A 20,439-nucleotide genomic window follows, 5' to 3' on the forward strand; every position below is an offset into this window, starting at 1 on the left:
AAATGCATCCGACCTATCATCCCTCGTGGGAACCGGTTCTCGCGCCGGTGCTGGAGCGCCAGTGGCCACGGATTTCTCAGGCGCTAGACGGCCAGGATTACCTGCCGCCGGCAGAAGACGTATGCAGGGCATTGCAGATGCCGCTTGACGATGTCCGCGTGCTCATCGTTGGCCAAGACCCATATCCCACCCCAGGCCACGCGATGGGGATGGCCTTTTCCACCAAGCCGGGGGTCAAGCCCCCGAGGTCCTTGGTCAATATTTACCGCGAGCTTTATGACGATGTGGGCGTTCGCGGGCGCGAAGACGGTGATTTGAGCGCCTGGGCCGACCAGGGGGTACTGCTTCTAAACAGGGTGCTGACCGTGGCGCCAGGACAGGCGGGGTCGCACCGGCGCATTGGCTGGGAAGAGGTGACCGAGGCCGCCATTCGCGCCCTTAACCGTACCCCAATGGTCGCCATTTTATGGGGCCGCGATGCCCAAACCTGCGAGCGCTTCCTCCCCGATGTGCCCTGCATTACCTCCCCGCACCCTTCGCCGCTTTCAGCCAGCCGCGGGTTCTTTGGCTCCAGCCCATTTTCCCGGGCAAACGCCCATTTGCGCGACCAAGGTGCGCGAGAGATAGCGTGGGACTTGTAAACTATTGCGCATGTCATACCCCAGCACGCTGGACGCTCACGGATTGCGCAATTGGGCGCACCGCGCTGTAGGCGAGCTTTCCCATCGGCGCGCCGAAATTAACGCGCTCAACGTCTTCCCAGTGCCGGATTCAGATACCGGCTCGAATATGGCGCACACCATGGAAGCCGCCGTGGCCGAGGTGGAAAAGGCCGACGGCGACATTGCGGCTGCGCTAGCCATGGGGGCCGTCCGCGGGGCGCGGGGAAATTCCGGGATGGTGCTCTCGCAGGTCCTGCGCGGAGTAGCGGAGGCCACCGTGGATTCCACCATCGATGGCGCCATCTTTGCAGCTTCGCTTATGCATGCGGTAGAGCTCGTGGACCGCGCGATTGCGGAACCGGTGGAAGGAACGGTTATTACCGTACTGCGATGCGCCGCAGAAACAGCGGAAAGCACCGCGCGGCAACCCGATTCCAGTTTTCACGGCGTCGTATCGGAGACGATTTTGGCTGCCCGCACGGCGCTAGCGGAAACACCCTCGCAGCTGCCAGAGTTGCGCGCGGCTGGGGTGGTAGATGCTGGCGGTGCCGGCCTGGTCATCCTTTTAGAAACCCTCCTTGCAGAAATCGAGGGCACGACCAGCCACTCGCCCGAATCCATGCCGGAGACAGTCACCGAACTTGAGGTGGTCTTCTTTTTCAAAGGCGATAGCGCGGCGCTGAAGGAGAAGATTGCTCCCTTGGGCACGAGCTTGGTCATCGCGCAGGCAGGCGAAGATAGCGCCTCCATCCACATCCATTCCACCCAGGCCGGTGCGGTCATCGAAACCGCCTTTGCCGCTGGATCGGTCAGCAACCTGCGCCTAGAGGCCCTTCCGGAAGCCCCTGCTCAGCGAGAAAACACTGACGAAGGTCATACGCGCACCGTCTACGCTGCGGTGCCCGCCGGCCCCATGGCTGTGCTGGTGCAGTCCGCTGGGGTTAGGGTGGTCGAACCAGGAGAAAAAATCCAGGCGGCAGGCGAGGACATCGTTTTATCCAGCGGGCTAGAAGAACACGCAACTGCGGCGCATACGGTGGAGATTTCTTCCCTTGCGGCGGGGCTAGCCGCCATCTCCGTCTATGAGCCGGATAATGCGGATACCGCTGCGGTCGTAGAATCCATGCGCGATGCGGCTCACTCGATGCGGGTGGCACACTCAGCAGAAGAAACTGCGGCAGCCATCGCTAAGACGTGCCGCCAGTTGCTTGCGGCCGGCGGGGAACAGGTCACGGTCATTAGCCCGCTTGCCATCTCGCAAGAGGAGTTGGCGGCAGAGCTAGGCGTCGATGTAGTGGCCTTGCAGGTGCCCGATATTCCTACCGAGATTGGGGTGGAATAGCGATGCTTGGCTGGCAGGATGACCGCCCTTTGACCGATGTACTGGATAAAAAAGACGCCACGAAGATCACCAAAGCGCTGGGATATAAGACCTGCGGGGAACTCTTAGCGCACTATCCGCGCGATTACATTCGCCATAATCAAGACGTGGGGCTTGGCGATGCCGCCGAGGGCGATATCGTCACCGTCACCGGAACCGTAACGGGAATAACAACCCGCGATACGGGCAAGACGACCATCATCAACGTCCAACTCGATGGCCATATCATCGCCACGTTTTTTAATGCCATGTACGTCTTGCGCATGCTCCATCGCGGGCAGCGGGTGATGATGAGTGGAAAATTGAAATATTTTCGCCAGCAGCGCCAGCTACAACAACCGGATTTCGTAGAAATCGATGCCTTCGGGCACCCAGACGGGGAACTAGCCGCCTACCAAGCGCCAGCGGCGGGAAAGAAGAAGCCCCAAAAGGCAACTGGGTCCCTGCGCAACCTGTCCCAATTCGGCCGACTCGATAAATTATTGCTCGAGCGGGAATGGATCCCGGTATATCCCGCCACGGCAAAGATCACCTCGTGGTACCTCATGGGGGCCATCCACTACGTGCTCGCGCATACCCCAACCATCCGGGAACCATTAGACCAGCAGATGATTATCAGCCTGGACCAAGCGGTGCGCGAAATCCATGAGCCCGGCGCGGCTGGCCCGCAGCGCGCGATCCAGCGCCTCAAGTACAACGAGGCGCTCTCCATTGGCCTGGTCATGGCGCTGCGCCAGCGCGATGCGCACGCGCACACGGCGCCGACGATGCCCGCCATTTTGGGCGGCTTCCGCGAAGAGTTATTGACCCACCTACCCTTTGAGCTCACACGGGGCCAGCGACGGGTCATCACTGAGATCGATGATGACCTGTCTGGTTCCTTACCCATGATGCGCTTGTTGCAGGGCGAGGTGGGCTCGGGGAAAACGATGGTCGCCACCTGCGCCATGCTGCAGGCCGTCGATGCTGGGAGCCAGGCGGCGCTGCTTGCTCCCACCGAGGTTTTGGCTTCCCAGCACGCGGCCTCTATTGGTACGTCGGTGCCAGAAGGCGTCAAGGTTGTGCTCTTAACCGGCTCCATGCGGACCGCCGAGAAGCGCCAAGCCCTCCTGGATATCGTCTCGGGTGAGGCGAATATCGTCATCGGCACGCATGCCATCATTCAAGAATCGGTCGAGTTCTTCGATTTGGGGTTGGTGATCGTGGATGAGCAGCACCGCTTTGGCGTAGAGCAACGCGATAGCCTGCGCTCTAAGACGCGCGAGGGGATAAGCCCCCACGTTTTGGTCATGACGGCAACCCCCATCCCGCGCACCATCGCCATGACGATTTTCGGTGATCTCGCGGTATCGACGCTCGCCGAGCTGCCCGGCGGGAGAAAGCCGATCCAGTCCGCAGTGGTGGCGGAGTGGCGGCCCATTTGGGTGGCGCGTGCGCTCGAGCGCATTCGCGAGGAAGTAGCGCATGGCCACCAGGCCTATATCGTCTGCCCGCGCATCGAAGGCGAGGGCGGAGTGCTTGAGCTGGCGGAACAGCTTGCCGCCGGCCCGTTTAAGGGGCTGCGGGTAGATATCTTGCACGGCAAGATGCCGAATAAGGATGAGGTCATGACCTCATTTGCCCGGGGTGAGATCGATATCTTGGTATCTACCACGGTCATCGAGGTGGGCGTCGATGTTCCCAACGCCACGGTCATGCTCATCCGCGAGGCGGAGAATTTCGGCGTCTCCCAGTTGCACCAATTGCGCGGGCGCGTAGGCCGCGGCGGCAATGCGTCCATTTGCCTGTTGCATACGAAAGCGGAGGATAATTCGCCCTCGTATAGGCGCATAACCCAGATTGCCCAGACCTCGTCCGGGTTTGACCTTGCGGAATTAGACCTTCGGCAACGACACGAGGGCGATATCCTGGGTGCGGTGCAATCTGGTACGCACCGGACGCTGCGGTTGCTCAACCTTGCCGATGACCAAGATATTGTCGAGCGCACTCACGCGGATGCGTATGCCATGGTCCAGCGCAACCCCCAGTTGGCCGAAGAGCTGACGCGGAATTTGAGCCAAAGCGAGCAGGAATACTTGGAGAAAAACTAAGAGGGGATAGGCTATAGGTATGAAAATCTACGCCCCCTTCGCGGGCATCGTTCGCTGCCATGTCGATGTAGGTGAGAAAATTAGTACTGGTCAGGAGCTAGCTACCGTTGAGGCGACGAAGCTGGAATCGCCCGTCGTGTCCCCAGGCCCGGGGATGATTACTCGCATAGCGGTGGCGGATTTTAGCGATGTTATTGGCGGAGACTTAATTATGGAGATTGGAGAAGCGTAAATGACGCGGATTATTGCAGGCGAAGCGCGGGGGCGGACTATTAAAGTTCCGGCAGAGGGAACCCGCCCGACCGCTGATCGCGCGAGGGAAGGCCTCTTTTCCTCGTTGAATGCCCGCTGGGGGTTCGCAGGCTCCACGGTGCTTGATCTATTCGCTGGATCCGGCGCCTTGGGGCTGGAAGCATTAAGCCGTGGGGCAGACGAGGCGGTGCTGGTGGAGTCCAACCCTGCGGCGGTGTCCATCATCAAGCACAACATAGGCGTGGTGAAACATCCCGGTGCCCGCGTGGAGGAAAGGAAGGTATCTACGTACCTGGCCAGCGCCCCGCGCGGCTACTTTGATCTGGTTCTAGCGGATCCGCCTTATGCGTTTGACGATGTCGCCGGGCTCATCGCCGCAATAGAGCGAGTGCTTACAGATAGCGCAATGGTGGTCATTGAACGCCACGTCGAATCGCCCGAGACCGACTGGCCCGAAGGTTTTGAGCCGACGGGGCAGAAATTAAAGAAGCGTACCTTCGGCATCGCGCGCATGGATATGGCAGTCTATACCCGTCCCGGTACCGACGATGCCGACGAAACCGATGACACCTTAGATAACTAGAGAAAGCGATATTTTATGACCACAGCCGTGTGTCCCGGGTCTTTTGACCCCATCACTCTTGGCCACGTTAATATTTTTGAGCGCGCCAGCCAGATGTTTGATGAGGTTACGGTGCTCGTTACTGGCAACCCAGAAAAGCCTTCCGGGTTATTTAGCGTGCACGAACGCATGGATCTCATCCGGCAAAGCGTGGATGCGCGTATTAACGTGGACTACTGGTCCGGCCTGCTCGTGGACTATACCTCGCAGCACGGCGTCGACGTTTTGGTCAAGGGACTGCGTTCTTCCCTGGACTATGAATACGAACTGCCGATGGCCCAGATGAACCGGCGCTTGTCCGGCATCGATACGGTCTTTTTGCTTACCGATGAAAAGTACGGCTACATCAGCTCTTCGCTATGCAAGCAGGTCGCGCAATTCGGCGGCGAGGTCACCGGCATGCTTCCTGATCCGGTAGTACAAGCGGTGAAGGAAAAATACCGCCGATGATATTGGCGCTGATTATTTTTGCCGTCGTTGTCGCGGGATCCACCCTGCAACGCGTCTCTGGCATGGGGCTTGGCCTTATCGGCGGGCCCATTCTCATGCTGGTGATGGGCCCGGTAGAAGGCATCCTCGTGATCAACGTCTTGGCGGCGGTCAATGCTCTGCTTACTACGGTCACTGTCCGCCGCAATGTCAGCTGGAGAATGTTTGGGCTCATTGCGCCAGTGATGATTATCGGTTCTCTGGCGGCCGCGGCGTTGATTAGCAAGATCGATACCGCAGGGCTATTGATAGTGGTGGGTGCAGCACTGCTCATCGCCTTGGCGGTGGTGACCTACGGCGCTAGGTTCGTCCCGCCGATGGAGGGCAAGGGCCCGGCCATCTCCGCGGGCATCCTTGGCGGATTTACCAATACCTTGGCCGGAGTGGCCGGCCCGGTCATTACCGTCTACGCCCAGGCGGCCAAATGGCCCCAAGCCATGTATACGGCGACCCTGCAACCGATCTTTGTGGTGGGCGGGCTCTTTTCCGTTATCACCAAGACCGCGCTCGGCGCCGCGACATTCGATGGCCTGCCCTGGGTTATTTGGCCCGCAGGCATTGCCGGCATGTTCATCGGCATCTGGCTGGGCTCGCGCATCGCGCATATCGTGTCCAGGGATATCGCGCGCGCACTGTCGCTATCGGTAGCTAGCCTCGGCGCTCTCAGTGCGCTGATTCGCGGCGTCGTCACCTACGGAGCCTAGGGCGCGGCTGGCACCGCGCGAGGCCTACCTAAAGAAGCGAGGACAAGAACTCCTTGGTGCGCGGTTGCTGTGGATTGTCGAGCACTTCAACCGGGGTACCGGATTCGAGGACTACGCCGCCGTCCATGAAGAAAATTTTATCCGCCACCTCGCGCGCAAAGCCCATCTCGTGGGTCACCACGAGCATGGTCATGCCCTGGGCCGCGAGATCCTTCATCACGCGGAGGACCTCGCCGACGAGCTCGGGATCCAGGGCGGAAGTAGGTTCATCGAAAAGCATGAGCTTTGGATCCATCGCCACGGCGCGAGCGATGGCAACGCGCTGCTGCTGGCCACCAGAAAGCTGGACTGGGTAGTTATCGGCCTTCGCCGCCAGTCCCACCTCATCTAACAGCTCCATGGCACGCTTCCGGGCCTTATCCTCTGGCACCTTCTTGACCTGCATCGGTGCTTCAATGATGTTTTCTACCACCGTGCGGTGGGGGAAGAGGTTAAAAGACTGGAATACCATGCCAATATCGGAGCGCTGCTGCGCAGCCTGCTTTTCACTGATTTCGTAGAGGATTCCATTCTTTTCGCGGTAACCAATGAGCTCACCGTCGACATAAAGCCGGCCCGCCGTGGCTTTATCCAGGTGGTTAACGCAGCGCAGGAAGGTCGACTTACCTGAACCGGAAGGGCCTAAAAGGCAGGCTACCTCGCCGGGTTGGACCTCTAAGTCGATGCCCTTGAGCACCTCGAATTGCCCGAAGGATTTGTGCACATTCTGTGCGGAGATCATGGGAGTAGTCATTATTTTTTACCCTCCTGGATTACAGAGACGTTGCGGGGGATAGTACCTTCGGCATCGGCAAGCGCGGCAAGTTGGCGCCCAGTGAGCTCGCGGGTGGCGCCGCGCTCAAAGTGGCGCTCGAGGAAGTACTGGCCCACCATGAGCAGGGAAGTAATGACCAAGTACCACGAGGCGGCGACCATCAAGAGCGGAATGGGCTGGAAGAGGGCTGCAGAAATATCGGTGGCGCGGCCGAAGATCTCGTGGGTATAGGGGATGGCCACCACCAGTGACGAGGTCTTGAGCAGGGAAATGAACTCATTGCCTGTCGGCGGGATGATAATGCGCATCGCCTGCGGCAATACGGTGCGCCGCATGGTCATCCACCAAGACATGCCGAGGGCTTTGGAGGCTTCCTTTTGGCCTTCTGGCACCGAGGAAATGCCCGAGCGCACGATTTCGGCCATATAGGCGGCCTCATTGAGGCCCAAGCCCATGACCGCCAAGAAGAAGGCATTGGTCAACACACTTTGCAGGGAGACCTCTGCAAAGCCCAAGTTGATGGATTGATAAATCGCAGATAGCAAGCCCCAGAAAACCAGCTGGACATAAATCGGCGTGCCGCGAAAGATCCACAGGAAGATCCAGGAAATGGCGCGCAGGATGGGGTTGGGCGACATGCGCATCACGGCGAGGATGGCGCCGCCTACCACGCCAATGATCATGGACAAGATGGTGATTGCAATCGTGTGCAGGGAGGCGATGGCGATGCGCTGGTCAAAGAGATACTGGAAGTACGTATCCCACCCAAAGGCCTCATTGCGCGCGGAGGCAATGACAAACCACAGACCAAGAATGAGCAGCACGACCGCGCAGAGCCACCGCCAAGGGTGGCGCAGTGGCCGGGCTTCAATCTTGGCGGGTGCTTCCTGGTGCGCAGTCGCGCTGGCTTCCTCTTTGTGCTCGTTAACCATTGATGGGCCTTTCATTAATCATCGCCTGGTCTACTAATCCATCTTCAATTCCCCAGCGGGCCAAGATCTCCGCGTACTCACCGGTATCAATGAGGTGTTGGAGGGCAGCAGCTGAGGCTTTTGCCAAGTCCGAGTCCTTCGGTACTGCGAACCCGTAAGGGGAGGCTTGGAACATATCTCCCACCGCACGCATCTTTCCCTCGGAGCGATTGACCGCCCAGGCGGTCACCGGCGAGTCCGCGGATAGGGCATCGGCGCGGCCCATAAGGACGGCGAGCGCGGCGTTATCCCCAGTGTCATAGGACAAGACGGTGAGGTCGCCGTCGCAGGCATCTTGTTTGGGGCGCACATCGTCGGTTTCGGACACGGTGGTGCGCTGAACCGCTACGGTCAGCCCGCATGGGTTAGAGGGATCGACCTTATTCGGTCCATCGACAAGCTCAGCCCATTGAATGCCCGCATAGAGGTGATCCACGAAGTCGAACTCATCGCGGCGATCGGCCGTATCCGTAAACCCGGAGGCGCCCATGTCTATCTGGCCGGATTGGACCGCTGGCAGGATCATGGAGAAATCTTGCTCCAAGGCTTGGAACTTCAGGCCCAATACCCCGGCTACGGCACGGGCGAGGTCGAGCTCTACGCCCTGCAGATCGCCGTGTGAGTCCTTGAGCTGAAATGGGGCATAGGGCGGGTTCGTTCCCGCCGTGAGCACGCCATCATCGTCGTGGTACATCGCTGCGATTTCGGGAACAACATCAGTATCTGGCTCTTCCCAGCCTTCCGGCGTGGAATCTTCCTCGTTGACAACGCACGCGCTCAAGGGCAGTACACACGCCATGATGGCGGCCGTTAGTGGTCGATGATTAATCGCCCAGGGCATTAATATTCCGCCGTCCTTTCATCGATGGCTTGTGCGTTCCTGCGGTCTACGTAGATGAAGATGGACACGATGATGGCACCGAGGATGAAGTATCCGATGATGGCGCCCGAAGAGGCGTCCTGGTCCGCACCCCAGGGCCACAGGGCGCGCAGGGATCCCAGCATGAAGCCCGCCATGGCGGCCAGGGTGGGAGCGCGGTGGGTACTCAGCAAATAGTTGAGCAATTTGATGAAGGCGGCGAGCCCGCACAGGGCACCAAGTGCAAAGACGCCCATGGTGCCCAACTCGCGGTCCGATACCGCGCCGATGATCGGCTGGTACAGCCCCATGGTCAGCAAGATGAGCGAGCCGGAAATACCCGGCAGAATTAGCGCGCATACAGCAATCGCTGCGGCAAAGAAGACCACGATAAGGCTCGGGTCATCCTGCGGCTCGGAGGTAAAGCCCGTGACGATAAAAATCACGACGGCAGCAGCGATAAACGCGATGATGGAGGAGGGGGCGGTGCGCTCCGCCTTAGACAACATGGAAAGCGGAACGATGATGGAGATGACCACCATGCCTAAAAAGAGCGCGCTGGAGGCAGAGACGTTGTTGTCGACGAAGTTGGACAGGAGCGTGGAAAAGCCGAAAACGGCGATGAGCATGCCGACGGCGACGGAGCCCAGAAAGGACCACTCGACCTTTTTAAAGTTGCCGGAGATGAGGTCATTGGCATTGCGGACGGCGCGCTCATAAATCCCCACGATGAGGGCGACAGTTCCGCCGGAGATGCCGGGAACCAGCTCGGCCATACCGATGAGGGCGCCACGAACGGCGTTCAAAATATAGTGCATAAATTAGAAATCTACCTGGGTATAAGACATGACTGCGGTTGACGGGCCACTCGGGATGCCAAAAAGCTCGTTGCTCAAGACCGTACGGCGAGGTGTAGCACCGCCCGTGGTGGCTTAAGCCTGCATATCTTTCATTACTTTAACGGTTATCTACCTTATATGAGATGGGCTTGTGCTTAAAGTCTCGAGGTAAGAAGGTATTAATTTGCAGAGATAACGCTTCTTAGCCGTTGTGTAAATATGCAATTCGCGGAAGGATATACGCTGAATCGAGGCCGTGGTAAGAGAAAGAAAGTGGCATGACGAAACCCCGCTTCCTTCGTGGATATTTTTCCGGAAGGAAGCGGGGTTGTACCGTGCCCCTGGTGAGACTCGAACTCACGCGGCCTGCCGTAATTTAATGGTCTGACCAGGGGATAATTTACGATGACCCGGTTTGTGACAACGAATTGACAACTATGATGAGAGTGTCTGATGGTTTGTGTGTGGGTACCTAACCCGCATGAGGAGATGAACCAGAATGACTACTATGGCGAGACGAGATCCGGCTGATAAGGCCAAGATTGATGCGATTGAAAAGAAGCTGCTTGCTAACCCTGAGATCGCGAAGCTGATTGATGACCTAGGCAGGTCGACAATGGATGCCAATGACTTGGTTCGCGGCATGTTGTAGGCCTCGATTACCAGGGGACTCAACGCGGAAATGGATGCCCATTTGGGCTACGAGTTTGGCGACAGGAGCGCTAAAGCTGCTGCTGGGACAGACAATTACCGCAACGGGTCGTATCCAAAGACCGTGGATTCTAACTATGGGCCATTAACCGTTGATGTCCCGAGGGATCGGGCTGGTACATTCTTGCCGACTATGGTTCCTAAAGGTTCTAGGCGTTTGACTGATGTCGATGACATGATCGTCAGCTTGTATGCCGGTGGGATGACAATTAGGGATATCCAGCACCATATGGCTACTGCGATGCGGGTTGATATTTCCCATGAGACGATTTCTGCGGTTACAGACGCAGTCTTGGATGAGGTCATGGTGTGGCAAAACCGCCAGTTAGATGAGTTCTACCCCGTGGTTTTTCTGGATGCGTTGCGCATTAAAGTCCGGGATGGTGGCCGGGTGGTCAATAAGTCCGCGTACATGGCTATCGGCGTGGATCTCGACGGTATCAAGCATATTTTGGGGTTGTGGATTGCCAAAGAAGAAGGCGCTTCATTTTGGGCGCAGGTATGCGCCAATCTTTCTAACCGTGGGGTCAAAGATGTCTTTATCGTCTGCTGTGACGGGCTTAAAGGCCTGCCTGAAGCAGTTGAGGCAACTTGGCCGAACTCTATGGTGCAAACCTGTATCGTGCACCTGATTCGCGCCGCTAACCGGTGGGTAGCCTATGGGGATCGCTGGGGCGTATCGGCCGCGTTGAAAAAGATTTACACCGCCGCGGATGAAACAACAGCTCAGGCTGCCTTAGACGATTTTGAAGCCTCTGAATTGGGAGAAAAGTATCCACGCTCAGTCAAGGTCTGGCGAGATGCTTGGCAGCGTTTCGTACCGTTTCTCCAGTTCCCACCAGCGGCCAGAAAGGTTATCTATACGACGAATTCGATTGAATCATTCAACAATGAACTGCGTAAAGCTACCCGCAACAGGGTGCAGTTCACCAACGATGATTCAGCGCTCAAAACGCTATGGCTGATGATCTGCAATATCGAAGACAAACGAGCTGCCAAGAGGGCGAAGCAGGGAAAACGAGTCTCAGCGACAGCCGGCAGACTCATGGAAGGAGCCCGAGTTTCCGGCTGGAAACAAGCCATCAACCAAATGGCCGTGGCCTACCCCGACCGCTTCGACAATTACCTATAAACCTAGCCCCACACACAAACAACTTGACACGCTCCCTTGACGGGGCGTAGATGGTGTTGGAGCAGTCTCGGTCGTGGTACCTAGGCAACGCCACCAATCAAGACCGGTTTAACCACCGCCCCGACGTGGTGTGGCACTAGCCTCATTTCATTGAGCTGGCTACGCCTGAGCTGTCCGAGAGGTGCAATACGCACGAGGAGCTGGATAAATACTGCGGCGCTGGGGATTCCGGACGGCCTATTTTGGGGTGTAGCGTAGGCCTTACGCAGCCATCCAGAGGAATGCTGGCCGGTTGTTCCATTGCGTTTGGTATCGGCGCCGCAGTGGCAGCGTGGTCGACTCTTTGGCATTGGGGCACCACACCACCGCCGACTACCACAGGCAGTCAGCCACAACGTGGATTTACGTCCCCAAGGCCAGATATACGCTCCCAAAGCGTATATCTGACGCTAACCTAAAGGTCAGGGCGTAAAAATCCCCGATCCCAGACACACTTTCTGACCCTTAACCTGAAATACTTCAGTGACACGTACTGGCTGCCCCGATCGCTATGGTGAATTAACTGGTTTCCATGAATTCGCCCTGCAGTCGTTAACGCATGCTCCAAAGCCTCCATCGGCAGCGCGTCGGTGCGCATTGTCGATCGTGTAACGACACCAACAATTTTTCGGCTGAATACATCCACGACAAATGCGGTGTAGGCGAATCCTGACAGGGTGCGAACGTAGGTAATGTCGGCAACCCACAACCTGCCTGGCGCCTGCGCACGGAAGTCTCGCTGTACAAGGTCTGGGCGATGATCCGGTGCCTTCGGGCTAATCGTTGTCACAGGGGTTCGTCCACGTCGGCGGCCGGAAACACCTGCGAGTTTCATCAGACGTGCGGTCTTGTCGCGGCCGATATGATAACCTTCACGGTTCATAGTGTGCCACATTTTGCGGATGCCGTAGACCGAGAAATTCTGCGCATGCACACGCTGTATTTCTGGGATGAGAAGGCTATCGCTTAAGGTTCTTGCACTGGGAACGCGTGTGGTGGCTTTGCGGTAACCGCGTGAGGTGATGAATCCACGATCTGCTTGTTTAAGGACTCGGCAGATGTCCCCGGGCCCCAAACTGATCCTTATACGCGTCGATGTAGGAGATCATTTGGTCTTAGGGTCGGTTGAGTTCCGCTGCGAGAAAAGCCGAAGCAGTCTTAAGAATCCCGTTTGCTCGTTTCAGTTCGCGGTTTTCTCGGCGCAGACGCCCCAAGCTCTTCTTCCATCGTTTCGCCGCATGAAGCGTCAGAGTCATCACGTACTGAAGCGCTGTCACGGTACCAAGCCCGCAACGTAGGGTGAGATACCCCTAGCAGCTCACCGACCTCTGTGTAGGCACGTTGCAGTGCGCAGGACTCCAGGCGGACCATTTCGATGATCTGATGGATCGCCTTCTCCTTGAACTCGACGGAATACTTTCTAGGCATAGTTCAATCCTTCCTTAGCTGAGGTAGGAACTAAACCGAGGACGCTTCACTCGCACGCATCGAAAGAATCTTGGGTGACCTTGAAGTCTTTGAGAGGCGCTCCGCGTTCAGGCTCCTCCCGTCGACAGGAAATGAACGATGGCCGTTGGTGCTTCGCCTTTGTCAACGAATTCGCCGACTTCGGTGTCGGCGACTCTGGCGTTCGGGTCGCAGCTTTCTTCGGCCAAGGATACGGGCCAGTTGCGTGTCGATGCCGCCCTGCTCGACGTAGCTGGGCTGGTGCTGCTGCGAGTCGCGCGTGAGGAAGTGCTCGAGGTCGCTGTTGGGTTGGAGGCAGACTCGGTCGCCGTGGTCGAGTCAGGTGCCACTGCGGATTCCGACGGGGCTGCCTCGCGCCGGGTGTCGGGGAGGGAGCAGGACGCAACGAGCGCGGCTGCTGATGCCACCGCTACTGCGGCACGCGCGGTGCGTTGGGGCAGGAGGACAGGGAGAGTGGTCATGGTGTATGTCCTTCGTCCGAGGGGGCGAACTCGTGGCCGAGACTAACGAAGCGCGAAGCCGAGTTCTATCACCAGCTGGAAATTGTTAGGAGATCGAAATGATTTACGGGGAGAGCTCAGTAATGGGCTGGACAGACAAGATGTCGACCTCGCCCGCGCAGCCCTGCAGGCCCGGTACTGCGACATAGAGGCTGTCGGTGTTTTCGGGCGGATAGATCCGCAGGCCATCGGCGTCCTGAGGTTGGCAGGCCGCCGCGTCGAGCAATCCCACATTGGTGATCTTGAGCCCCGCGCGGGCCTGGGCCCCTGGCGCCAGCGTCACGGTGGCAGCTTCGGTGCCGGTCTCACGCAGCGCGGCGGGGCCTAGTTGAGTGCCGTCGTTGCCGGTGACGGCGGAGACGCCGGGGAAGCCCGTGAGGGTGCACTCCTCGCCAGAGGTATTGGTCAGCACGATGTCGACGAGTCGGGAGCCAGCGGCTCCCTGCTCGTTGGTGATCTCGGCGGAGAGCTGGGAGGTGGCGCAGGCGCCCTCGGGCAAGGGCGGGATAGTGGAGGATGCTGGGGCTGGTGCGGTGCCGGACGCGCCGGGAGCGGCCCCGGAAGCAACGTTGTCGGCCGTGGCGGTATCGGCGGCGTCCGCACCGCCAGCACCGACAGTGCCGTCGGCGGCATCGTCACCCGCAGGGGCGTCGGCCGAGTGAACGACGGTGGTCGTGACTGCCGACGGTGCCGCAGTGTCCTCCTCGCCGGCGGAACACGCGGCGAGTGGTAGCAGCAGGCTGAGGGACAGGAGTACGCGCAGATTCTTCATGCCCACAGGATAGTTTCACAGCACGACGGGGACTAGAGATTACTGGTCACGAGTCTGTTAAGTCTTTGCTAGCAATGAGCAACGATTCGCAGAATGTGTCACACAGTGTGCAGTAGCCGTCCTGTGACTGAAAGCGTGAACATGATGAACTCCCGCCGCCTTTCCCATGATCGAAAAACGCAGGGAACGACGGGGCTTATGGGCGCTCCGGCACGATGAGCGGCCCGCCGGTGACGGGGTCCTCGATGACGCGGGAGTCCAGGCCGAAAACGTCGCGCAGGGCCTGCGGCGTGATGGTGGACTCGGGCGAGCCCAGGGCCGTGACGGAGCCGTCTTTCATAAGGACGAGGTTGTCCGAGTAGCGGGCGGCCAAGTTGAGATCGTGGAGCACCATGACGATGGTCTTGCCCTGTTCCTTATTGAGCGTGGAGACGAGCTCGAGGACGTCTGTGGAGTGCGCCAGGTCCAGATAGGTGGTGGGCTCGTCGAGGAAGACGATGTCGGTGTCCTGAGCCAGGACCATGGCTATCCATACGCGCTGGCGCTGGCCGCCGGACAGGGAGTCCACGGGGCGGTCGCGCAGCTGAAAGACGTTGGTGAGCGCCATGGCCTCGTCCACGGCGGCGGAGTGGGAGGCGGACCACTGCTGCAGCCAGGACTGGTGCGGGTGCCTGCCGCGGGCCACGAGGTCTGCGACGGTGACGCCGGCAGGGGTGATGGGGGACTGGGGGAGCAGCGACAAGCGCGTGGCTAGCTCCCGGGAGGAGTAGTCACCCAGCTTCTTCCCGTCGAGGGTGACGGAGCCCTCCGACAGTGGGAGCAAGCGGGACAGGCCGCGCAGGAGGGTCGACTTGCCGCAGCCGTTGGCGCCGATGAGCGTGGTGACCTGGCCGTCGGGGATGTCGAGCGTGACGTCGCGGCTGATGACGGTATCGCCATAACCGACGGAGACGGAGTGCGCGGAAAGTCGAGCGTTCATTACTTGATGTTGTCCTTCAGACCCTGGAGGATGATGGTGGCCGAGAGCAGGGACGCGTTCATGTACCAGGACTCGTAGTCCACGGACACGGCCTGGTTGGCCTGCACTGCCTTGAGAGATTGCCACGTGGCGGCCTGCGAGGGGTCGGCAGCGCCGGCGTTGACGCCGTAGAAGATCCAGTCGGCGTCGGCCTCGGAGAGCTGCTCGGCGGAGATGTCCTGGCCAGCCTTCTTAATCTGCTTTTGGTTGGCGGGGCGGGGCAGGCCGGCATCGGCGGCCACGGAGCCCGCCATGGAGTTGACCCCGTAGAGCTGGAACTGGTCGTCCTTGGAACGCAGGAAGGAGACGGTGGGCTTGGAGGATAAGCCCTCGCCCCAGGCTTTGGCGTTGGACTCGTACTCGGCCAGGAGGGTCTCGGCGGAGTCCTTCTTGCCCACGGCCTCGGCGATGGTGAGGAGGTCCTGCTTCCAGTTCTCGCCGCCGCCCTCACCGGTGACGACGGGCGCGATGGCCTTGAGCTGCTCCAGGATGGCCTCGTCCGTACGCAAGTTAGCGCAGATGAGGGTGGGCTTCAGGGAGGCGATGGTCTCCAGATCCGGGTTAGCACGTAGGCCGCAGTCCGCGATGGAGTCCAGATCGAAGTCGGAGCCGAAGCGGTTGCGGATGTAGTCCGGGACGACGCCCAGGTTCTTGGCCTTAGCCGCGCCCACCGGGAGAATGCGCAGCATGAGGAGGTTGTCCAGCTGGCCGGTGTTGAGCGCGATCACGCGCTGGTGCTGCTCGGCGGCGCTGGATGATGCCGCGGAGGTGGCCGCCTGCTCGCTCGGCGCAGTCTCCTGTTTGGAGCAGGCCGCAGCGAAGGCGGCGACGCCGAGGCCGGCGGTGATCTTGAGGAAGTTACGTCGTTGCATGGTTGTCTACTTTCGTGTTCGAGTTTGCTGCCAGAGCAGCCGGATGAGGAAAGGTCCGCCGATGACCGAGGTAATGATGCCCACCGGGATCTCCCAGCCGAAGGCACAGCGGGCGATGAGGTCGGACACGCACACGATGAGCGCGCCCATGGCCGCCGATGCCCCCAGGGGCGGCGCCCCGACCCGCGCCAGGCGCGCGGCGATCTGCGGGGAGACGAAGGCCACGAAGCCCACCGGGCCCACGGCGGAGACGGTCACCGCGGCCAGTAGAACTGAGACGATGAGCAGTGCCGCGTTGATCTTCTTCAAGGGGGCGCCGAGGGCTTGGGCGGAATCCTCGCCGAGCTCCAGCGCGGGCAGATCGATGGCGATGCGGGCTAGCACTAGGCCACACACCACGAGCATGCCCAGGGTGGGCCATAGGTGCTCGAAGGTGCGGCCGTTGAGCGAGCCGACCATCCACACCTTGGCCGCGGCCGCGGTGTTGAGATCTGTGGCGGCTAACATGTACGTGACCAAGGCGTGAAGGAAGGCGTTGCCGCCGATGCCCACGAGGACGAGGCGGAACATATCCACCCCGCCGCGCCGGGACAGCATCCAGATGGCCGCGCCGGTGGCGAGACCGCCGGCCATGGCGGCGAGCGGGATGCCGACGTAGGCACCGAACGCGCCGCCGGCCCCGGCAGATCCTCCGAAGACCATGATGGCCACGGCCGCCACGGTGGCGCCCTGGTTGATGCCCAGGATGTCCGGGCTGGCCAGGCCGTTGCGGGCGATGCGCTGCGTGATGGCGCCGGAGAGCCCCAGCGCGGCGCCGACGGCTAGACCCACGAGCGAGCGGGCCAGGCGCCAGTCGATGACGACGGTGCGCTCGAGCTTGTTTCCGCCGCCCGCCAGAACGCCGATGACCTCGACGGGGTTAAGGGGGAACTCGCCGATGCCGAGGCTGATGACCCACACGAGCGCGCTCGCGACCACGATGGCCGCGGTCCAGGCTTGCGTGCGCGGGTGGTAGAGGAAGCTGAACTTTCCGAGGCTGAGGTACTTCATTACAGGCTCACCACCGTTCGGTGCCGGACGAGCCAGATAAACGCCGGCCCGCCGAGCAACGCGATGACGATGCCCGCCTGGAGCTCGCCGGGGCGCATGATGAGGCGGCCCACGATGTCGGCGCCGAGCAACAGGCAGGCGCCCGCCAGCGCGGAGTAGGGGGTGACCCACTTGTAGTCCGGGCCGGTGATGCCGCGGGCGACGTGGGGCACCACGAGACCGATGAAGCTGATGGGGCCCGCGGCTGTCGTGGCCGCGCCGGCCAGCAGGGTGATGGCCACGAGGCCCAGGATATTGGCGCGGGCAACGTTGGTGCCCAGCGCCTGCGCGGCCTCCGCGCCCAGATTGAGGATGTTGAGCGTCGGGCCCAGCGCCAGCGCTAGTACCGCGCCGATGGCGAGCGGCACGAGCGCAGGGGTGATGATGTCGAAGCCGCGTCCGGTGACGGACCCCGCTTGCCAGAAGCGGAGGGTGTCGAGCGCGTTGGGATCGATGTAGACGATGGCCGACGTGGCCGCCGCGAGGACGGCGGACAGGGCGGAACCCGCGAGGACGAGGCCCAGGGTGTCGCCGCGACCGATGCCGCCGGCGGAGAGCCCGAAGACGAGCAGCGCCGCCAGGCCCGCGCCGAGGAAGGCGAGGAAAAGGTGCGACTGCATGGACGTCAGCCCGAAGAGGAAGATGCCCGCCGCGACGAAGAGTGCGGCGCCCGCATTGACGCCGAGTAGTCCAGGGTCCGCGAGCGGGTTGCGGGTCAGGCCTTGAACGAGTGTGCCGGCTAGTCCGAGCGCAGCTCCGACGACGATGGCGAGCACGGTGCGCGGGATGCGCATTGTGGCAAGGATTCCGGCGATCTCGGCGACGCTGCTGCCCACGGTGCCGGCGGCCTGGGCAGTGTCGGTGTGCCCGCGCAGGATCTCCCAGGCGGTGGGCCAGGCCTGGGTGAGCTCTGAGATGGAAGTCGCCTTGGCGCCCAGTGCCAGGCTGGCGAAGACAAGGGCGGCGAGTGCGGCCACGAGGAGGGCTAGGCCGAGGAGTCGTCTGCTGTGGCCCGCGGCGCGCGGGGTGCCCGCGGCCGGTGTCGGCAGAGTCGTCGATGTCATGTAGGTAAGGTTACCCTAATTGCTCCGATATACGTGAATTGTCTTTCCTTGCTGGAGGTTCGTCGGCTTGAGATAGGTTCACCTAATGTTGGTTAGGCTAACTTTTCTCAATTCGACAGTCTTTTGTGTCTCTGCGGACTTCCCGCACTCGTCGCTCGGCCGCGGTATTCCTGTCGCTCGCCCATGTCGGCTGGGGTGTGGCCGCATGCTCGTCGGACCCCGATTCCGGTGCGGCCGACAACTCGGTGGCGGCATCGTCGGCATCGTTGGCGCAGTCGGCATCGGCTGACGGCGACGCCGCGGCCTATCCGGTCACAGTGGCCACCAAGTTCGGTGACTTTACCGTCGAGGAGGCCCCGCGGCGCGTGGTGAACTGGCCCCCGAAAGTTGGACTGGTTTAATTCTAGGCGGTGAGGGGTTCAAGGGTCTGATTCCGATATTGCATCGGGGTCAGGCCCTTGAGTCGTTGTTGGATGCGTTCGGTGTTGTACCACTGGATGTAGTCTTCGATGGCTTGGTTAAAGTCCTCGACTGTGTCGAAGACTTCCCCGTGGTACATCTCGGTCTTTACGTGCCCGAAGAAGTTCTCCATTACTGCATTGTCGTAGCAGTTGGCTTTACGCGACATCGACTGAACACTACCGTTGTCACCGATCAGGTTACGCTAGGAGGAATGCTGGTACTGGAATCCTTGATCGGTGTGCATCATCCACCCAGGCTTCGGTGCACAGGCTGCGATCGTCTTGGACAAAGAATCGGCGGTAAACGCTGCCGTCGGCGATGTGGCCACGGTGTAAGCGACGATTGAGCGGTCGAACAAGTCCATCACCGGTGACAAATACACTTTTCGGCCTGCGACCCTGAACTCGGTGACGTCGCTGACAAAGACGGTGTTTGGCGTGTCTGGGGTGAATTTGCGGTCGAGTTTGTTGTCAGCGATGTGGCTTATAGTTCCTGCGTAGGAAATATACGGCCTGCGTTGGCGAATCTTGGCTCGAAGACCCATCTGGCGCATGAGTTTGTAGACGAGTTTGTGGTTGACCACCCAGCCCTTGTTGCGCAGGTCCAGCAACACTCGCCGGTAGCCGTAGCGATGCTTGTTAGCCTCGAAGCTTTCTAGGATTGAAGTGCCCCTTTTGTTCCTAGGCATTTGCCTTGATTTCTATTATTCCCTGTTGCGGGTTCTTCTTCCAAAATTCGGTTTCCACCTCGGCCGGGGTTCGATATCCCAGGCTTTGGTGGAGCCTTACCTCGTTCCACCATGACACCCACTCAAACGTCGCGATTTCCACTTCGACAACGTCATTCCACCTGCGGGTATGGATCAGCTCGTTCTTGTAGGAGCCGTTAACGTTTTCAGCTAGAGCATTGTCATTTCAGTCACCGACAGTCCCAGTGGAAGCGACAATCCCGTGCTGGGCGAGACGCTCGTTGTAGACAACGCTGACGTACTATAAGCCGTGATCCGAATGGTGAATAAGGCCTGTTGTTTCCCTCGCACTTACAATCGCTTGGTTGAGTGCTTGCAGTGGCAATGCCTCGGTGCGCATGGAATCTGATAACGCCCACCCAACGATCCGCCGGGAGTAAACGTCGGTGACAAACGCGGTGTACACAAAGCCTTTCTTCGTACGCACATACGTAATGTCGGCCACCCACAGCCTGTTTAAGGCCTTGGGCTTTGAACTCACGCTCGACCAAATCCGGGCGCAGATCTGGCACGTTAGGGTTGCGGGTTGTGATAGGTGATCCGCCTTTGCCTTTGCCAGAAACACCGGCCAGGCGCATCAGCCGGGCGGTTTGCTCACGACCGATGTCGATTCCGTCACGGTGAAGTGCATGCCACATTTTCCGCACGCTTAAGACACCGTAATTATCCCGATGAACAGCACCAATGCGTTCAACTAGAACAGCCGTCACGAAGGCGACGAGCACTTAGCCCACGGGCTTTGGACTGGCGATAACCACGCGAGGTGATGAACCCACCAGCCCGGTTATTCTTTTAACGCCAGTGCAGATGAACTCGGCAGAGAAATGATTCCTGTATTTATCGATGAACCGGATCATTTCTTAACGTTTTGGGCCTGGTTCC

The 20,439-nt window shown here is 59.9% G+C and carries 20 protein-coding genes and 3 pseudogenes; 10 read left to right on the forward strand and 13 right to left on the reverse strand.

Annotated elements, in window-relative coordinates:
- The first annotated feature begins 2 nt into the window (after positions 1-2).
- Genes ABRP88_RS04195 through ABRP88_RS04225 form a run of 7 tightly spaced genes read left to right on the forward strand, consistent with a single transcriptional unit; the run spans position 3 to position 6,200 of the window.
- On the forward strand, positions 3-641 hold the full coding sequence (locus tag ABRP88_RS04195) for a uracil-DNA glycosylase (RefSeq protein ID WP_349836310.1): 639 nt from the start codon (positions 3-5) through the stop codon (positions 639-641).
- Positions 642-651: 10 nt separating this feature from the next.
- A complete protein-coding gene (locus tag ABRP88_RS04200; RefSeq protein WP_349836311.1) occupies positions 652-2,004 on the forward strand; it encodes a DAK2 domain-containing protein in 1,353 nt (450 codons plus the stop codon).
- A gap of 2 nt (positions 2,005-2,006) precedes the next feature.
- Positions 2,007-4,133, forward strand: a complete 2,127-nt coding sequence (locus tag ABRP88_RS04205; RefSeq protein ID WP_349836312.1) for an ATP-dependent DNA helicase RecG — start codon at positions 2,007-2,009, stop codon at positions 4,131-4,133.
- A 19-nt stretch (positions 4,134-4,152) separates the two neighbouring features.
- Positions 4,153-4,365 (forward strand): biotin/lipoyl-containing protein, encoded by a 213-nt coding sequence (locus ABRP88_RS04210; protein WP_005280298.1) that lies wholly within the window; start codon positions 4,153-4,155, stop codon positions 4,363-4,365.
- Positions 4,366-4,968, forward strand: coding sequence for a 16S rRNA (guanine(966)-N(2))-methyltransferase RsmD (gene rsmD, locus ABRP88_RS04215; RefSeq protein ID WP_126318919.1), 603 nt, complete (start codon positions 4,366-4,368; stop codon positions 4,966-4,968).
- Between the two features lie 15 nt (positions 4,969-4,983).
- Positions 4,984-5,457, forward strand: coding sequence for a pantetheine-phosphate adenylyltransferase (gene coaD / locus ABRP88_RS04220; RefSeq protein ID WP_126318921.1), 474 nt, complete (start codon positions 4,984-4,986; stop codon positions 5,455-5,457).
- Positions 5,454-6,200, forward strand: coding sequence for a sulfite exporter TauE/SafE family protein (locus ABRP88_RS04225; RefSeq protein ID WP_005280302.1), 747 nt, complete (start codon positions 5,454-5,456; stop codon positions 6,198-6,200). Before coaD ends, ABRP88_RS04225 begins: the two co-directional genes overlap by 4 nt.
- 28 nt (positions 6,201-6,228) lie before the next feature.
- Here the strand turns inward: ABRP88_RS04225 and ABRP88_RS04230 are convergent, their stop codons facing one another.
- From ABRP88_RS04230 to ABRP88_RS04245, 4 genes are read right to left on the reverse strand one after another with little or no spacing between them, the layout of a single operon-like run.
- A complete protein-coding gene (locus ABRP88_RS04230; RefSeq protein WP_005280303.1) occupies positions 6,229-6,993 on the reverse strand; it encodes an amino acid ABC transporter ATP-binding protein in 765 nt (254 codons plus the stop codon).
- Positions 6,993-7,946 (reverse strand): amino acid ABC transporter permease, encoded by a 954-nt coding sequence (locus ABRP88_RS04235; protein WP_005280304.1) that lies wholly within the window; start codon positions 7,944-7,946, stop codon positions 6,993-6,995. The genes ABRP88_RS04230 and ABRP88_RS04235 overlap by 1 nt, the downstream gene beginning before the upstream one ends.
- On the reverse strand, positions 7,939-8,826 hold the full coding sequence (locus tag ABRP88_RS04240) for an ABC transporter substrate-binding protein (protein ID WP_023017851.1): 888 nt from the start codon (positions 8,824-8,826) through the stop codon (positions 7,939-7,941). The genes ABRP88_RS04235 and ABRP88_RS04240 overlap by 8 nt, the downstream gene beginning before the upstream one ends.
- Positions 8,826-9,662 (reverse strand): DUF368 domain-containing protein, encoded by an 837-nt coding sequence (locus ABRP88_RS04245; RefSeq protein WP_023017852.1) that lies wholly within the window; start codon positions 9,660-9,662, stop codon positions 8,826-8,828. The genes ABRP88_RS04240 and ABRP88_RS04245 overlap by 1 nt, the downstream gene beginning before the upstream one ends.
- Before the next feature lie 529 nt (positions 9,663-10,191).
- On the opposite strand from ABRP88_RS04245, the gene ABRP88_RS11445 reads away from it, so the two are divergent.
- Together ABRP88_RS11445 and ABRP88_RS04250 are read left to right on the forward strand one after the other, a co-directional pair.
- Complete coding sequence (locus ABRP88_RS11445) at positions 10,192-10,335, forward strand: hypothetical protein (RefSeq protein WP_284902041.1); 144 nt, start codon at positions 10,192-10,194, stop codon at positions 10,333-10,335.
- Positions 10,336-11,526 (forward strand): annotated as a pseudogene (locus tag ABRP88_RS04250) (IS256 family transposase); the annotation flags it as partial.
- A 514-nt stretch (positions 11,527-12,040) separates the two neighbouring features.
- On the opposite strand, the pseudogene ABRP88_RS04255 reads toward ABRP88_RS04250, so the two are convergent.
- The 6 genes and pseudogenes from ABRP88_RS04255 to ABRP88_RS04280 form a co-directional block, all read right to left on the reverse strand.
- Positions 12,041-12,993 (reverse strand): annotated as a pseudogene (locus ABRP88_RS04255) (IS3 family transposase); the annotation flags it as partial.
- Positions 12,994-13,596: 603 nt separating this feature from the next.
- Complete coding sequence (locus ABRP88_RS04260) at positions 13,597-14,304, reverse strand: DUF4232 domain-containing protein (RefSeq protein ID WP_023017858.1); 708 nt, start codon at positions 14,302-14,304, stop codon at positions 13,597-13,599.
- A 196-nt stretch (positions 14,305-14,500) separates the two neighbouring features.
- Positions 14,501-15,283, reverse strand: a complete 783-nt coding sequence (locus tag ABRP88_RS04265) for an ABC transporter ATP-binding protein (RefSeq protein WP_023017859.1) — start codon at positions 15,281-15,283, stop codon at positions 14,501-14,503.
- Positions 15,283-16,194 carry an ABC transporter substrate-binding protein gene (locus tag ABRP88_RS04270; protein WP_023017860.1) on the reverse strand — a complete coding sequence of 304 codons (912 nt, stop codon included), beginning with the start codon at positions 16,192-16,194 and terminating at the stop codon, positions 15,283-15,285. Before ABRP88_RS04270 ends, ABRP88_RS04265 begins: the two co-directional genes overlap by 1 nt.
- Before the next feature lie 6 nt (positions 16,195-16,200).
- The gene (locus ABRP88_RS04275) at positions 16,201-17,244 is read right to left on the reverse strand and encodes a FecCD family ABC transporter permease (protein WP_023017861.1); all 1,044 of its coding nucleotides are present in this window, start codon (positions 17,242-17,244) and stop codon (positions 16,201-16,203) included.
- Positions 17,244-18,347, reverse strand: coding sequence for a FecCD family ABC transporter permease (locus ABRP88_RS04280; RefSeq protein WP_349836315.1), 1,104 nt, complete (start codon positions 18,345-18,347; stop codon positions 17,244-17,246). Before ABRP88_RS04280 ends, ABRP88_RS04275 begins: the two co-directional genes overlap by 1 nt.
- 125 nt (positions 18,348-18,472) lie before the next feature.
- On the opposite strand from ABRP88_RS04280, the gene ABRP88_RS04285 reads away from it, so the two are divergent.
- Complete coding sequence (locus ABRP88_RS04285) at positions 18,473-18,748, forward strand: hypothetical protein (protein WP_023028744.1); 276 nt, start codon at positions 18,473-18,475, stop codon at positions 18,746-18,748.
- Positions 18,749-18,750: 2 nt separating this feature from the next.
- Here the strand turns inward: ABRP88_RS04285 and ABRP88_RS04290 are convergent.
- From ABRP88_RS04290 to ABRP88_RS04300, 3 genes and pseudogenes are all read right to left on the reverse strand, one after another.
- Positions 18,751-19,473, reverse strand: a pseudogene (locus ABRP88_RS04290) (IS3 family transposase); the annotation flags it as partial.
- A 16-nt stretch (positions 19,474-19,489) separates the two neighbouring features.
- Positions 19,490-19,675: an integrase core domain-containing protein gene (locus ABRP88_RS04295; RefSeq protein WP_084519575.1), complete on the reverse strand. Its 186-nt coding sequence runs from the start codon at positions 19,673-19,675 to the stop codon at positions 19,490-19,492.
- A gap of 123 nt (positions 19,676-19,798) precedes the next feature.
- Positions 19,799-20,122, reverse strand: a complete 324-nt coding sequence (locus ABRP88_RS04300) for a DDE-type integrase/transposase/recombinase (RefSeq protein WP_349836316.1) — start codon at positions 20,120-20,122, stop codon at positions 19,799-19,801.
- Positions 20,123-20,439 lie beyond the last annotated feature (317 nt).

The organism is Corynebacterium sp. KPL2734 (assembly GCF_040225595.1).
GTDB classification, from domain to species: domain Bacteria; phylum Actinomycetota; class Actinomycetes; order Mycobacteriales; family Mycobacteriaceae; genus Corynebacterium; species Corynebacterium rhinophilum.

What these genes read in the sequence shown, in the direction of transcription:
- ABRP88_RS04200 (WP_349836311.1), top strand. Translation starts at nt 652, where the DNA reads ATGTCATACCCCAGCACGCTGGACGCTCACGGATTGCGCAATTGGGCG.
- ABRP88_RS11445 (WP_284902041.1), top strand. Translation starts at nt 10,192, where the DNA reads ATGGCGAGACGAGATCCGGCTGATAAGGCCAAGATTGATGCGATTGAA.
- ABRP88_RS04235 (WP_005280304.1), bottom strand. Translation starts at nt 7,946, where the DNA reads ATGGTTAACGAGCACAAAGAGGAAGCCAGCGCGACTGCGCACCAGGAA.
- coaD (WP_126318921.1), top strand. Translation starts at nt 4,984, where the DNA reads ATGACCACAGCCGTGTGTCCCGGGTCTTTTGACCCCATCACTCTTGGC.
- rsmD (WP_126318919.1), top strand. Translation starts at nt 4,366, where the DNA reads ATGACGCGGATTATTGCAGGCGAAGCGCGGGGGCGGACTATTAAAGTT.
- ABRP88_RS04260 (WP_023017858.1), bottom strand. Translation starts at nt 14,304, where the DNA reads ATGAAGAATCTGCGCGTACTCCTGTCCCTCAGCCTGCTGCTACCACTC.
- ABRP88_RS04245 (WP_023017852.1), bottom strand. Translation starts at nt 9,662, where the DNA reads ATGCACTATATTTTGAACGCCGTTCGTGGCGCCCTCATCGGTATGGCC.
- ABRP88_RS04270 (WP_023017860.1), bottom strand. Translation starts at nt 16,194, where the DNA reads ATGCAACGACGTAACTTCCTCAAGATCACCGCCGGCCTCGGCGTCGCC.
- ABRP88_RS04230 (WP_005280303.1), bottom strand. Translation starts at nt 6,993, where the DNA reads ATGACTACTCCCATGATCTCCGCACAGAATGTGCACAAATCCTTCGGG.
- ABRP88_RS04275 (WP_023017861.1), bottom strand. Translation starts at nt 17,244, where the DNA reads ATGAAGTACCTCAGCCTCGGAAAGTTCAGCTTCCTCTACCACCCGCGC.
- ABRP88_RS04280 (WP_349836315.1), bottom strand. Translation starts at nt 18,347, where the DNA reads ATGACATCGACGACTCTGCCGACACCGGCCGCGGGCACCCCGCGCGCC.
- ABRP88_RS04195 (WP_349836310.1), top strand. Translation starts at nt 3, where the DNA reads ATGCATCCGACCTATCATCCCTCGTGGGAACCGGTTCTCGCGCCGGTG.
- ABRP88_RS04225 (WP_005280302.1), top strand. Translation starts at nt 5,454, where the DNA reads ATGATATTGGCGCTGATTATTTTTGCCGTCGTTGTCGCGGGATCCACC.
- ABRP88_RS04265 (WP_023017859.1), bottom strand. Translation starts at nt 15,283, where the DNA reads ATGAACGCTCGACTTTCCGCGCACTCCGTCTCCGTCGGTTATGGCGAT.
- ABRP88_RS04205 (WP_349836312.1), top strand. Translation starts at nt 2,007, where the DNA reads ATGCTTGGCTGGCAGGATGACCGCCCTTTGACCGATGTACTGGATAAA.
- ABRP88_RS04210 (WP_005280298.1), top strand. Translation starts at nt 4,153, where the DNA reads ATGAAAATCTACGCCCCCTTCGCGGGCATCGTTCGCTGCCATGTCGAT.
- ABRP88_RS04240 (WP_023017851.1), bottom strand. Translation starts at nt 8,826, where the DNA reads ATGCCCTGGGCGATTAATCATCGACCACTAACGGCCGCCATCATGGCG.